General features: G+C 55.4%; 14 protein-coding genes. 8 read left to right on the top strand and 6 right to left on the bottom strand.

What is annotated here, in order from left to right:
• Positions 1-13 precede the first annotated feature (13 nt).
• From E1297_RS26210 to E1297_RS26195, 4 genes are all read left to right on the top strand, one after another.
• The gene (locus E1297_RS26210; RefSeq protein WP_155143473.1) at positions 14-304 is read left to right on the top strand and encodes an SCP2 sterol-binding domain-containing protein; all 291 of its coding nucleotides are present in this window, start codon (positions 14-16) and stop codon (positions 302-304) included.
• Entirely contained in the window at positions 304-1,281 is a 978-nt protein-coding gene (locus tag E1297_RS26205; RefSeq protein ID WP_155143471.1) for an alpha/beta fold hydrolase, read from the top strand. Before E1297_RS26210 ends, E1297_RS26205 begins: the two co-directional genes overlap by 1 nt.
• Before the next feature lie 92 nt (positions 1,282-1,373).
• The gene (locus E1297_RS26200) at positions 1,374-3,194 is read left to right on the top strand and encodes a M3 family oligoendopeptidase (protein ID WP_155143470.1); all 1,821 of its coding nucleotides are present in this window, start codon (positions 1,374-1,376) and stop codon (positions 3,192-3,194) included.
• Positions 3,191-3,427, top strand: a complete 237-nt coding sequence (locus E1297_RS26195; protein ID WP_368669681.1) for a hypothetical protein — start codon at positions 3,191-3,193, stop codon at positions 3,425-3,427. The genes E1297_RS26200 and E1297_RS26195 overlap by 4 nt, the downstream gene beginning before the upstream one ends.
• Positions 3,428-3,433: 6 nt before the next feature.
• On the opposite strand, the gene E1297_RS26190 is transcribed toward E1297_RS26195, so the two are convergent.
• The 3 genes from E1297_RS26190 to E1297_RS26180 all read right to left on the bottom strand — a co-directional run bounded on the left by E1297_RS26190 (position 3,434) and on the right by E1297_RS26180 (position 5,660).
• A complete protein-coding gene (locus E1297_RS26190) occupies positions 3,434-4,330 on the bottom strand; it encodes a DMT family transporter (RefSeq protein WP_155143468.1) in 897 nt (298 codons plus the stop codon).
• Between the two features lie 19 nt (positions 4,331-4,349).
• Complete coding sequence (locus tag E1297_RS26185) at positions 4,350-4,619, bottom strand: DksA/TraR family C4-type zinc finger protein (protein WP_155143466.1); 270 nt, start codon at positions 4,617-4,619, stop codon at positions 4,350-4,352.
• Between the two features lie 66 nt (positions 4,620-4,685).
• Positions 4,686-5,660: a Gfo/Idh/MocA family protein gene (locus tag E1297_RS26180; RefSeq protein WP_155143464.1), complete on the bottom strand. Its 975-nt coding sequence runs from the start codon at positions 5,658-5,660 to the stop codon at positions 4,686-4,688.
• Between the two features lie 164 nt (positions 5,661-5,824).
• Here E1297_RS26180 and E1297_RS26175 point away from each other — a divergent pair, with 164 nt between their 5' ends.
• Positions 5,825-7,003 carry a dipeptidase gene (locus tag E1297_RS26175; RefSeq protein WP_155143462.1) on the top strand — a complete coding sequence of 393 codons (1,179 nt, stop codon included), beginning with the start codon at positions 5,825-5,827 and terminating at the stop codon, positions 7,001-7,003.
• Positions 7,004-7,080: 77 nt separating this feature from the next.
• Here the strand turns inward: E1297_RS26175 and rpoH are convergent, their stop codons facing one another.
• Together rpoH and E1297_RS26165 are read right to left on the bottom strand one after the other, a co-directional pair.
• Positions 7,081-7,977, bottom strand: a complete 897-nt coding sequence (rpoH, locus tag E1297_RS26170; RefSeq protein WP_155143460.1) for an RNA polymerase sigma factor RpoH — start codon at positions 7,975-7,977, stop codon at positions 7,081-7,083.
• A gap of 147 nt (positions 7,978-8,124) precedes the next feature.
• Positions 8,125-9,159, bottom strand: a complete 1,035-nt coding sequence (locus tag E1297_RS26165) for an RluA family pseudouridine synthase (RefSeq protein WP_155143459.1) — start codon at positions 9,157-9,159, stop codon at positions 8,125-8,127.
• Between E1297_RS26165 and E1297_RS26160 the strand changes: the two genes are divergently transcribed.
• Positions 9,158-9,460, top strand: coding sequence for a DUF6476 family protein (locus tag E1297_RS26160; RefSeq protein WP_155143457.1), 303 nt, complete (start codon positions 9,158-9,160; stop codon positions 9,458-9,460). The genes E1297_RS26165 and E1297_RS26160 overlap by 2 nt on opposite strands.
• Positions 9,461-9,942: 482 nt before the next feature.
• On the opposite strand, the gene E1297_RS26155 is transcribed toward E1297_RS26160, so the two are convergent.
• Entirely contained in the window at positions 9,943-10,551 is a 609-nt protein-coding gene (locus E1297_RS26155) for a TetR/AcrR family transcriptional regulator (protein ID WP_155143455.1), read from the bottom strand.
• Between the two features lie 140 nt (positions 10,552-10,691).
• Here E1297_RS26155 and E1297_RS26150 point away from each other — a divergent pair, with 140 nt between their 5' ends.
• Together E1297_RS26150 and E1297_RS26145 are read left to right on the top strand one after the other, a co-directional pair.
• Positions 10,692-11,156: a (2Fe-2S)-binding protein gene (locus E1297_RS26150; RefSeq protein WP_155143453.1), complete on the top strand. Its 465-nt coding sequence runs from the start codon at positions 10,692-10,694 to the stop codon at positions 11,154-11,156.
• A 3-nt stretch (positions 11,157-11,159) separates the two neighbouring features.
• Positions 11,160-13,346: a xanthine dehydrogenase family protein molybdopterin-binding subunit gene (locus tag E1297_RS26145; RefSeq protein ID WP_155143451.1), complete on the top strand. Its 2,187-nt coding sequence runs from the start codon at positions 11,160-11,162 to the stop codon at positions 13,344-13,346.
• The last annotated feature ends 3 nt before the right edge of the window (positions 13,347-13,349 follow it).

Raw genomic sequence — 13,349 nt, 5'->3', positions numbered from 1 at the left:
AATGAGGAAGACCATGAGCGAGATTCTTGAAAAGGCGGCAGCCGCGCTGAACGAAAAACTGGCAGGCGGTGATTTCGACGCATCTGCCAAATTCGCCATCGCGGATCTGGGCGCTATCGTTCTGGATGCGAACGGCGCCCGCGTGAGCGACGAAGAAGCAGACGTAACCCTGAGCGCGGACGCGGATACATTCGAACAAATCCTCAGCGGTGACCTGAACCCGACTGGCGCGTTCATGTCCGGCAAGCTGAGCGTTGACGGAGACATGGGAATCGCCATGAAACTCGCCTCGGTGCTGGCCTGATGGAATTGTCGCCGGCCCCCTTTTTTGAAGATGTGGCCGGCGGTCCTGCCGGTGGCAAAGCCCATTGGCTGACGACATCGGACGGAAAGCGCATCCGTGTGGGCCATTGGATGCCCCAGGGTGAAGTCCAAGGCACGGTGATGATGTTCCCGGGCCGTACGGAATATGTCGAGAAATATGGCAACGCCGCTGGTGAGTTCACTGGTCGGGGATTTGCATTTCTATCGATAGACTGGCGCGGTCAGGGTCTTGCTGACCGACTTTTGAACGATAATCGTATCGGCCACGTTGAACATTTCCCCGACTATCAGAAAGACGTTCAGGCTGTATTGGGTTTGGCACGCAATCTGGATTTGCCAAAGCCATGGTACGTCATCGGGCATTCGATGGGTGGGGCCATCGGGATGCGCGCGATTCTCGAAAACGATTGCTTCTCGGCTTGTGCCTTTACTGGCCCGATGTGGGGTATCTTTTTTACCCCCATCATGAGGCCGCTCAGTCGGCTGACCGCCTATTGGGGGCCACGTTTTGGATTGGGTGAACGAACTCCACCGACGACTTCTTTGGAAAGCTATGTCGTTTCACAGCCTTTCGAAGGAAACGTACTGACCCGCGATCCGGAGATGTACAAAATGATGCAGGATCAGCTGGCCGCGCACCCTGAGTTGGCCCTTGGTGCTCCATCTACCATCTGGTTGCGTGAGGCATTGGATGAATGCGCCTATCTGATGGCCCAGCCTGCCCCCAATATGTCTTGCCTGACCTATCTGGGCAGTCACGAACAGATCGTGGATCGAAAAGCGATCCGTGCGCGCATGGCAAACTGGCCTCTCGGCCGGTTGATCGAAATTCCAAATGGCGAGCATGAAGTCATGATGGAAGCTCCCGAGGTGCGCGGCCCCGTCTTTGAGGAGTTGGCATCTCATTTCCTCTCCAGCCGGTCTGAAAGTCAGCCTGAGGGGGCGGCGGCACGCTAACCCGGCTACAAGTCAGCACAAATCGACAGGCCGCTTGTGATCCTTGCGTCCTGTGCCTAGATGTTGCCCAAAGCAATTTTTCGAGGTGATCCATGCGCGACCTTCCCTTTCCCGTCCGTGACGCAAATGCCGCCGGGGGCGCCGACAATCTTGGCAACCTGCCGGAATGGGACCTGACAGATCTCTATACATCGGAAGACGCGCCCGAACTGTCACGCGATCTGGATTGGCTGGAACAGGAATGCGCATCGTTTGCCGCAGATTACGAGGGCAAACTGGCCGATCTGGATGCCGAAGGTCTGCTGACCTGCGTTCAGCGCAATGAGAAAATCAATTCCATCGCCGGCCGCATCATGTCGTTTGCTGGTCTGCGCTATTACCAGCTGACCACGGATGCCGAACGTGCCAAATTCCTGTCGGACATGCAGGAAAAGATCACGATCTTCACCACTCCGCTGGTGTTCTTCACGCTCGAGATCAACCGCATCGACGATGACGTTCTGAAGGCCAATTTCGAAGCAAATTCAGACCTCGCACGCTATGAGCCTGTCTTCCGCCGCATCCGCGCGATGAAGCCCTACCAGCTCTCGGATGAGCTTGAGAAATTCCTGCACGACCTCGGCGTTGTTGGCGACGCATGGGAACGCCTGTTTGACGAGACCATCGCTGGCCTGACTTTCACAGTGGATGGCGAAGAGCTGAATATCGAAGGCACCCTGAACCTGCTGACCGAGCAGGACCGCGCCAAACGTGAGGCCGCCTCTCGCGAGCTGGCCAGCGTGTTTCAGGACAACATCAAGACCTTTGCCCGTGTCCACAACACGCAGGCTAAGGAAAAGGAAATCGTCGACCGCTGGCGCAATATGCCAACCGCGCAGACCGGTCGTCACTTGTCTAACGATGTCGAACCCGAGGTGGTCGAAGCCCTGCGCGAGGCCGTCGTTGCCGCCTACCCAAAGCTCAGCCATCGCTACTACGAACTGAAGCGTAAGTGGCTTGGTCTGGACGTGATGCAGGTCTGGGATCGCAACGCGCCGCTTCCGATGGAAGACACCCGCATCGTGGGCTGGGACGAAGCCGAGAAAACCGTGATGGACGCCTATAATGCGTTCGACCCGCGCATGGGCGAAATCGCAGCGCCGTTCTTTTCGAAAGGCTGGATCGACGCGGCTGTAAAACCGGGCAAGGCACCGGGCGCATTTGCGCATCCAACGGTCACCGAGGTGCACCCCTATGTGATGCTCAACTACCTGGGCAAACCTCGCGACGTGATGACACTGGCGCATGAACTGGGCCACGGTGTCCATCAGGTTCTGGCCGCTGATCAGGGCGAGATGCTGTCATCGACGCCGCTAACGCTGGCTGAAACAGCATCTGTGTTCGGCGAAATGCTGACTTTCCGCAAAATGCTGGATCAGGCTGAAACCCCGGAACAGCGCAAAGTGCTGTTGGCAGGCAAAGTCGAAGACATGATCAACACGGTTGTCCGCCAGATCGCTTTCTACGATTTCGAATGCAAGCTGCACGCGGCGCGTCGGGAGGGCGAACTGACGCCAGACGACATCAACGCATTGTGGATGAGCGTTCAGGCCGAAAGCCTTGGGCCCGCGTTCGAATTCATGGATGGGTATGAGACTTTCTGGGCCTATATCCCACACTTCGTCCACTCGCCCTTCTACGTCTATGCGTATGCGTTTGGCGACGGCTTGGTGAACGCGCTCTATTCCGTTTACGCCAGCGGCTCGGAAGGGTTCGAAGACAAGTATTTCGAAATGCTGCGCGCCGGTGGATCAAAGCACCACAAGGAACTGCTTGCTCCGTTTGGCCTTGATGCCAGTGATCCCAGGTTCTGGGATAAGGGCCTGTCCATGATCTCTGGCTTCATTGATGAGCTTGAGGCGATGGAGGGGTGAACACCCAATCCACAGGGCGTTGGGCCGCATTGAAGTCGCGCCTGCGCCCTGCCCTAAACCGAATTCGCCGAACCGTGCCTAGGGGATGGCGGATCGTTGTGGGTATTCTGTTGATGATCGGCGGTGTGTTCGGATTTCTCCCCATTTTGGGTTTCTGGATGATCCCATTGGGCATCATGGTGGCAGCCATGGACATCAACCTGTACCGGCGATGGCGTCGGAAATCTCGCTAAGATTCTCTAGTTTTTCTCTTTGAATTTGGTCGTGAGGAATATGGCCAAGACGATCAGCACAGCACCTATTGCAGCCATTGGCGTGATGGATGCCCCCAGAAACAGTGCTGAATTGATGAAGGTGAACACCACCGAAGCGGCGAACATCAAAGTTGCGGTCAGGGTCGATACCCGCGCTGCCGCTTCGTACCAAAGATAATAAGCCAGCGCTGTCGGCAACACGCCAAGAAGCACCAGAAAAACAATATCGTTTACCGTCGGCATCTGAAATCCGAGCAGGGAAAGCGGCAACAAAATAACACCTGAACAGATGAATATCCCAAACAGGAAATTCAAACGTTCAGGAGTGGATTCAGAGGCTCTCATGGCCCGGCTGCTGGAAATCAGGAACACGGCCCAGCTCAATCCCGCACCGATTTCCATGAGGTCGCCAAACAAGGGCTCTCCCCCTCCCTGAAAATCGCGAAATACGGTCAGAAACACCCCGATTATGGCCAGCCCAGTCGCCAACACATCCGTTCTGCCAACTGGTGTGTCCGCAAAGAAATAGAGAAATACCAGAACGAAGAAAGGCGCTGTATTTTCGAGCACCATCGCGTTAGCGGCACCGGTATGCTCCAATCCGATGTGGAACAGAATGTAGTTCACCACCGTCGACAACACAGCCAGACGAAAATTCCAATCCCCAAACCGGATCGAAACTGACGCCCCCATCGCACGCAACATGCAGTAGATTGCAAGTGCGGCGATGAACAGCCGGGTCGTTGCGATCTGCATTCCACCCAAATCGCTGGTCAGGTAGCGAACGATGACGCTGTGAGTGCCCCACAGGAACGCAGCCAAAAAACCAAGAACCAAACCGTTTTGCAGGAAGGATACGTGCTTGGCAGGGTTATCTTGCAAAGAGCCGCTCCGCTGGAATTTACTTCAACTGGCTGTCTTTTGACCCGCGCCGATTGATGCCGCTGCGGGCTTTGAATGTTCCGTCGCGTTCCTGCTGACAGTCCAGACACAGTTTCACACCGGGGATCGCATTGCGCCGCTTCTCGGGAATTGGCTCTTCGCATTCAGCACAATGGGTAAGGCTTTCGCCCACAGGGCGTTTTTGCGCCTGCATCCGTGCAAGCTCATCGGAAATTGACGCCTCAATCTGTTCACTTACCGCGCCATCGCGCGCCCAACCGCCAGCCATAGGGCACCTCCTGAATAGGTACCCGACAGGCTAGCCGAGCCTTGCCATCTAGCGCAAGTGAGTGGATCAGAGCGATACTGCCTGACTGAAAACCTGATCGATCATTTCTTGCGTTCCACGCGAGAACTCAAGTGGGCATGGATACTCCTCCCCCTCGCGAACCGACCTGCAAAACGCCTCGACCTGCAGTTTGTAGTGATCATCGCCGGGGAAGCGCGTCACCAGAACCTCCAAACCTGGGCGATGCAGTTCAACCCGCGCCTCGCCAAAGACACGTGCGTTGAAAGGTGCTGTCAGACGGATCACCCCGCCTTCACCATGAAACACCATTTCCTGATGCGGGTGCATTCGGATGGAGACGTAGCTGGAATAGGTAAAATCGGGGAACTGCGCGCGAATTTCAGTAAAGATGTCGATGTCATCCTGCCAGCGGATTGCTGATTGTACCGAAACCGGCTCTTGCCCCGTAGCAAAACGTGTACCGCCGATCACATAGACACCAATGTCTCTCAATCCGCCCCCACCAGTTTCAGCGCGGTTGCGGATGTTTCCGGTATCTGCCCGATTATCGAAACTAAAGGCTCCAGTGACGTGTACCAGCTTGCCGATTGCGCCGTCTGCAATCAGTTTTCTCACCAACTGCCACTGTGGATGGTGCACGATCATGTATGCTTCTGCTGCGAGCAGACCGGTCTGGTTCCGCTTTGCGATCAGCGTGTCAAACTCCGGCGCCGTCATGGTCATTGGTTTTTCACACAGAACATGTTTTCCCGCCTCAAGCGCCTTCAGGCTCCATTCAACATGCAGGTGATTGGGCAGCGGAATGTAGACAGCTTCGATTTCAGGGTCAGCCAACAAGGCTTCATAGCTGTCATGCACCTGCAAATCAGGACAGAAGTCGAGGAATGGTTCGGCCTTTACGGGATCGGAAGTTGCCAGTCCTGCCAACCGTGCGCCACTTGCGGCGTGGATTGCTGGTGCCATGAACTGACGGGCAAATTTAGCTGCGCCAAGAATGCCCCACTGAACCGGTTTTTGCATGATATTCTCCCACGTACGCTGGCAAAGTTTTTCGCTGCTTCCTTTTAAGAGATTGGAAAAGGACGCTGCGTCGAAACCTCTCTATCAACCAACCGACGCCAAGTCAGGCTTTTCTCGAAAATCTTCAGTCGTAAGCTGCCTTTACGTATTGGGAGGGAAAACAGATGCGCAAATTTCTGAAATGGTTGGCAGCCATTGTCATCTTGGCTGTGGCCGCCGGAGCGATCATATTCTTCGTGTTTCTGCCACCTTACATCGAAGGCGCCCGGAACAATGTGATTGATCACGATCCCTATCCTGTATCCGATGATGCCAACGCGCTGCACGAAACACTGATTGTCGGCGATTTGCACGCAGATCCGCTCCTGTGGAGTCGCGATCTGACCGAGCGTGGAACACGGGGACAGGTTGATATTCCACGCCTGATCGAAGGCAATGTAGCGCTGCAGGTATTTACTGCAGTTACCAAATCTCCGGCTGGGCAAAACTACGAGGCAAATTCAGCAGAGGCGTTCGACAACATCACCCTGTTGGCCATCGGCCAGCTTTGGCCCCTGCGCACTTGGGACAGCCTGAAAGAACGTGCGATTTATCAGGCGGAAAAACTGCACAAATTCGAAGAAGCATCCGATGGTCACCTGAAAGTCATCAAGACCCGCGCAGATCTGGAGGAGGTTCTGCAGGCGCGCGCCAACGGAGAACAGGTTGTCGGAGGCATTCTGGGAATTGAAGGCGCCCATCCGCTTGAGGGCGATTTGAACAACCTCGACCCGATCTTCGACGCCGGTCATCGTGTATTCGGTCTGCAGCACTTTTTTGACAACGAACTCGGAGGATCCCTGCATGGGCAAGCGAATTCGGGGCTAACTGAATTCGGGCGCGAGGTTGTTGCTGAGCTTGCGCAACGACCTGTTGTCATCGATCTCGCTCACTCAAGCCCACAAGTGGCGCAGGATGTGTTGGATATGACAGATGTTCCGCTGATCGTTAGTCATGGCGGGTTGCATGGTTTCTGCCCAGTCAAACGCAACTATCCGGATGAACTGATGCAGGAAATTGCAGCAACCGGCGGTGTTATCGGCATGGGATACTGGGCGGATGTAACTTGCGGGGATATTGCCCCAGCTGGAATTGCAAAGATGATCAAAGCAGCCATCGAAACGGTTGGGGAAGATCACGTTTCACTCGGATCAGATTACGACGGGTCGGTCGAGACGGCCTTTGATACTTCTGAACTTGCTGCCCTGACTTCGGCCCTGTTGGACGAAGGCCTGACCGGAGATCAGGTTCGCAAAGTCATGGGGGCAAACATGGTTCGGGTCTTTCGCCAGCAGCTCAACTGACCCCACCTTCCCATTACATTTGCGCATAAGAAAACCGGCCTGAAACATCAGGCCGGTTTCTCAATTTGGGAGATATCTCAGACAGTGCCGAGCATACCTTTTTCACGTGCAAGTTCGCGCATCTTTTTCTGAAGCTTTTCAAAAGCACGAACTTCGATCTGGCGAATCCGCTCGCGACTGACGTTGTACTGGTTGCTCAGCTCTTCCAGTGTGACAGGCTGATCCATCAGACGACGCTGAGTCAAAATGTCCTTTTCGCGGTCGTTCAGCACATCCAGTGCAGCAGTCAGCAACTCGCGACGTGCATCCAGTTCATCGCGCGCCTCGTAGTCACCAGCCTGATCAGCATCTTCATCTTCAAGCCAATCCTGCCACTGCATGGTGCCTTCACCTTCGGACCCTACAGTCGCGTTCAGCGAAGCGTCCCCACCGGACATACGGCGGTTCATGCTGATGACTTCATCCTCGGTCACGCCCAGATCATTCGCGATCTGCGCGACGTTCTCAGGACGCAGGTCACCCTCTTCCAAGGCACCAATGCGAGCCTTGGCTTTGCGCAGGTTGAAGAACAGCTTCTTCTGTGCCGACGTGGTGCCCAGTTTGACCAATGACCAAGACCGCAGGATGTATTCCTGAATCGAGGCGCGGATCCACCACATCGCATAGGTCGCCAGACGGAAACCCTTTTCCGGATCAAAACGTTTCACGGCCTGCATCAGGCCCACGTTGGCCTCGGAAATCACCTCGGCCTGTGGCAGGCCATAGCCGCGATAGCCCATAGCGATCTTGGCCGCCAATCGCAGGTGCGACGTGACCATTTTATGCGCGGATTCAGTGTCTTGCTCTTCGACCCAGCGCTTGGCCAGCATGTATTCTTCTTCCGGCTCCAGCAGGGGAAACTTGCGAATTTCCTGCATATAGCGGTTCAGGCCGCCCTCAGGCGTCGGCGCGGGGAGATTTGCGTAATTTGCCATGTTTCATGTCCCTCCGACAAATGTTTATAGCTTTAACATAGGATATGGGTGTCATACCCGGTCCGTTCAAGAGGTGCTGCTTAACAGTCTGAAATTAAGCTTTGGTAAAGGAAAGATAAGAAACTCTTACTCACGTCTGTTTGCGAATTATGACAGTGGTTCACGCAACTGAGCAATCAGATTTTCCATATCCGCAGGAAGTTCGGCCTCAAATCGCAAAACCTCGCCAGTTACTGGATGCTCAAAGCCCAAAACGGCGGCATGCAAGGCCTGTCGAGGGAACCCGCGCACAGCCTCAGCAGTGGCGGTGTTGAAGGCACGGGCAGCCAACTTTCGCTTACCGCCATAGACGGGATCACCAATCAATCCATGACCGGCATGGGCCATGTGCACGCGTATTTGATGGGTGCGACCGGTCTCAAGCCAGCATTCGATCAGCGATATGGTACCTGGAGCACCAAACGTCTCGACCACGCGCGCTCGTGTGACGGCATGGCGGCCACCATGGAACAATACCGCCTGTTTCTGTCTGTCGGTCTTGTGCCGCGCTAGCTGAGTGGTCAGACGCATGATGTTTCCGGGCTCGAAACTGACGCCCTTCACACCGCGCAAGCGAGGGTCATTGGCATCCGGCACACCATAACAAATGGCGCGATAATAGCGCTCAGCAGTGTGTGCTTCAAACTGAGCCGCCAGACCCTGATGGGCCGCGTCAGATTTGGCAACCACTAGCAACCCGCTGGTGTCTTTATCGATACGATGCACAATACCGGGCCGCTTTACGCCGCCCACACCGGAAAGATCCTCACCGCAATGATGCAGCAGTGCGTTTACAAGTGTACCATTTGGTGAACCGGGCGCAGGATGCACCACCATACCAGCCGGTTTATTGACCACGATCAGGTCAGCGTCTTCGAACACGATATCCAAAGGAATGTTCTCGGGACCGATATGGCTATCTTCTGCCTCGGCTACTGTGATTACCACCAAAGCCCCTTCGGCAATTTTTGCTTTGGGATCGCGGATCTCTGATCCGTCGATAAAAACCGCACCATCTTCGATCAAGCGAACCAACCGCGTCCTGGACAGGCTTTCCTCGGCTGGCACATCCCGCGAAAGCGCCTTATCAAGGCGGGGCGGCGGAGCGGCCGCGATATGAAATTCAATCTGGCGAGTGCCCATGACTGTCCCTTCCGATCCCCAAGAACCGCAGGAAACGCCTCAGCTTCGCCTGCTGAGACGCATGGTCATGTTATTGACCGCGGTGATGATTGGCGGCGTTCTAGTGACATTTGCCTTGATTGTCATCCGCCTATCGGACCGGACACCCGCCCTGCCCGATCAGATCGAATTACCGGATGGGGCCAAGGCGCAGGCACTGACCATTGGCAACAACTGGTACGCGGTCGTGACAGATGACAACCGCATTCTCATATTTGACAAAACGACAGGTCGTCAGAGACAGGAAATCACGATCGAATAAAGCGATGTACCAAGGCCGATTGTTTCAGTTTTTCCAAAGCCAATTTCTGAAGCCCGCTGAAACGCCTCACACGCCGCGCGGGGAATAGCTTCGACACCTCCCCCAGACAGCGGCCAAATCTCCGGCCAAACGGATACAGGTCAGCATCATGAGTGACTGCGCGCCCGTACGATCCTTTCGCACGTCGATAAATGCACCTCAATCTGATGTTACAGATGGTTCCCGTTCACAGCATTGTTCTGGTCTGGCAACAGCACCCGCCTCCTGCTCAAAAAGTCAAAGTTTACTGCCGCATTTTTGCGAGCGCTCCTTCGCCCTCGACACGACGGTTTTCAGATTGTCCAGCATTTCCAAGAGCTTTCAGAACCTTCAAACAAAACTACACTGACTGCGGCGAGAACAGAACTGGTCGGAAAGTAGTTCAAAGCAGGTTGATGCAATTCGCCATGTATTCATGACGCAGAACGAACAATCCCGTGGCTTCATGCGCCAGTGCCATACCGGCACATCATCATTTCGACGCTGCTGTCTATTGTCGCCTTCATCTCGGAATGGCTCAGAACTGATCCGCTGAAGACCATGGGCCAGAAAGCCTTGGCCTTGATAAGACCAATGAATTCCTTCCCGGCCTGCTCCGGATCATCGATACTCAGTTGGCCGTCTTCGGCCGCATCTTTCAGCATCGAAATGAAGATAGATGTTTTGTCCAGCTTGCCTTGTGCAGCCGCCGCCAGTTCAGGATTGCGCATGGTTTCGCTGATGATCATACGTGACATGGCCATCACGTCCGGAGACATCAAAACACGCCCTTCGGCCCAGGCCAGCTCGGTCAGTTGCTCGCGAACATCTCGCCCTTTCTGATAGCGAATCTCCAGTACTTCCGAAAAACGATTAGAAAGCTCGATCACGATCGATCGAAACAGGTTTTCCTTGCTTTCAAAGTACTTATACAACGTGCGCTTCGACACTTCGGCCCGTGCCGAAATGCGATCCATACTGGCTGCGACGAACCCCTTTTCCTGGAACTCTGCCACAGCCGCTTCGATGATCTGCGCGTGTTTCGACGCATTCGGAGCGTTGCATTCGTTCATGATCTCCACCTATAGACGCAATTCTCTTCGCTGGTCAAACCATGTGGTAAACTTATCAGTTTACAAACCCATATTCCGGGCTATTGTAAACGCGCCAGTTTACCGATTCAGGAAACCAGCGCGAACAGGAGAGTCCCCTCATGGCTTTGACTTTGAAACTGAATGGCGAGACCCACACGGTTGACGCCGAACCCGGCACGCCCCTGCTTTGGGTGATCCGGGATGAGCTTAAGCTGACCGGAACAAAATTTGGCTGCGGCGTAGCTTCGTGCGGCGCCTGCACCGTTCATATGGATGGCGAACCCATCAGATCCTGCCAGACCTACATCGAAGATGTCGAAGGTTCCGAAATCACGACCATCGAGGCCGTGGGTGAAGACAAGATCGGCGCTGCCGTACAGCAGGCGTGGGTCGAACTGGACGTCGTCCAGTGTGGCTACTGCCAGTCTGGTCAGGTGATGTCAGCCGTTGGTCTCTTGTCCGAAAACCCGAAACCATCGGCAGAGGAAATCGACGAGTACATGTCCGGCAACGCCTGCCGTTGTGCCACCTATCAACGTATCCGCGCCGGCATTCAGCGCGCATCAGATATTCTGGAGGCCTGATCAATGACCATCAACACATCTCGCCGCGGTTTCTTGAAAGGCGCAGCTGCAGCGGGGGCTGTCCTGCTGATCGGTGCACGCACTGACGGGGCATTGGCCGCCGCCTCTTCTGAGACTGCGCAGCTAAACCCATTCGTGAAAATCGATGCTAATGGCACTGTGACAGCGATCGTAAAGCACTTTGAAAAGGGTCAGGGACCGGCAACCGGCCTGCCTACACTGATCGCCGAAGAAATCGGCCTGCGTATGGACCAGATCGAATACGAATTCGCGCCGTCCAACCCCGAGGTCTACAACAACCTGCTGTTCGGCCCCTTCCAGGGCACCGGCGGTTCAACCGCGATGGCCAATTCGTGGTTGCAATATCGCCAGGCGGGCGCTGCAGCGCGTGAAATGCTGATCGCTGCCGCTGCTGCCGATTGGGGCGTCGATGCATCCGGCATCACAATCGAGGAAGGCATCATCAAGGCAGGAGACAAGTCAGCCCCGATTGGTGACTTCGTTGCTGCGGCAGCTCAGCTGGAGCCACCGGCCGAACCTCGTCTGAAGGGCCCGACAGAATTCAAACTGATCGGGAACGAAGCTGTGCGCCGCAAGGATTCAGCGATCAAAGGTAACGGTCAGGCGATGTATGCCATGGATGTTCATCTGCCAAATCAGATGGTCGCCATGATCAAACGTCCGGAATCGCGCGGTGGTCTTGTCACCGGCTTCGACGACAGTGCATCGAAAGATGTTAACGGCTACATCAGCGCTGCTGTGCTTCCCAATCAGGCCGGTGTTGCAGTCTACGCCGAAAACACCTGGGCCGCCATTCAGGCACGAGACGCGCTGGAAGTAGAGTGGGATTTATCCGCTGCCGAAACGCGCGACTCGGATCAGATTGAGGCCGAGATCATGTCGGCACTGGATGCCGAGCCAACCTACAATGTGAACAACGTTGATGTAGCATCTGTTACAGCCGCCATTGATGGCGCGGATACAGTTGTCGAAAAGACCTTCTACTTTCCGCTTCTGGCTCATGCACCGATGGAGCCGCTCAACTGCACGATCGAACAGACTGCAGATGGTAACATCGTACTGCATGACGGCAGCCAGATGCCGACAGGCCCTCATATGGCGTATCAGCAGATCTTTGGTCTGCCGCCGGAGAAAATCCAGATCAATACGATGCTGGCTGGCGGATCGTTCGGCCGGCGCGCGACGCCGGATGCGGACTACCAGGTCGAAGCGGCGCTGGCTTTCGTCGTCACCGACCGTTCTCGCCCGGTCAAGCTCGTCTGGACGCGTGAGGACGATATCCGGAGCGGGTACTATCGCCCAGCCTTCGGCCATAAGGTTCGCGTCGGCCTTGATGAAGGTGGGAACATCGTCGGATGGCAGCATCAGGTCGCCGGACAGTCCATCATGAAAGGAACCGCATTCGAGTCGTTCGCGGTACATGACGGCGTGGATCACAGCTCGATCGAGGGTATCGCAGACAGCCCGTATCAGATCCCCGGAATGGCGTTGGGATTGACCGACACCCCAAAGGCGACTTCGGTCCTTTGGTGGAGATCGGTGGGCCACACGCATACAGCTTATGTGATGGAGACCATGATGGATCTGGCAGCAAACGCGGCCGGCCGTGATCCGGTTGAATTCCGTCTGTCCCATCTGACGGATAGCGGTGATGCCGATCAGCAACGCAAAGCTGGTGTCCTGAAACTGGCAGCGGAAAAAGCCGATTGGGGCAACGTTCCCGAAGGGCGATCGCAGGGCATCGCCGTGCATAAGTCGTTTGGTTCTTATGTCGCCGAGGTGGTCGAGGTTTCTGGCGATGCGGAAGAAGGCATTCGCATCGAAAAAGTGACTTGTGCCGTCGATTGCGGAATCGCGGTAAATCCTGATGTCGTGCGTGCCCAGATGGAAGGTGGCATCGGATACGGAATCGGCCATGTCATGCGTGATCAAATCACCCTGACAGGTGGTTCTGTGGATCAGTTCAACTTCCCTGATTACGAGCCTCTGCGGATTGGTGATATTGCTGCAATTGACGTGCATATTATCCCATCAGCCGAAGCTCCTACTGGCGTAGGAGAACCGGGCACTCCACCTTCTGCACCAGCTCTGGCCAATGCCATCGCTAAACTGTCAGGCGTGCAGGTGACCAACCTGCCAATGGCAGAAAACGGCGTCAGTTTCGTCTGATGC

The organism is Roseibium sp. RKSG952, from assembly GCF_009711355.1.
The sequence above is the reverse complement of the archived record's forward strand: the minus strand, read 5'-3'. Positions and strand labels throughout refer to the sequence as shown.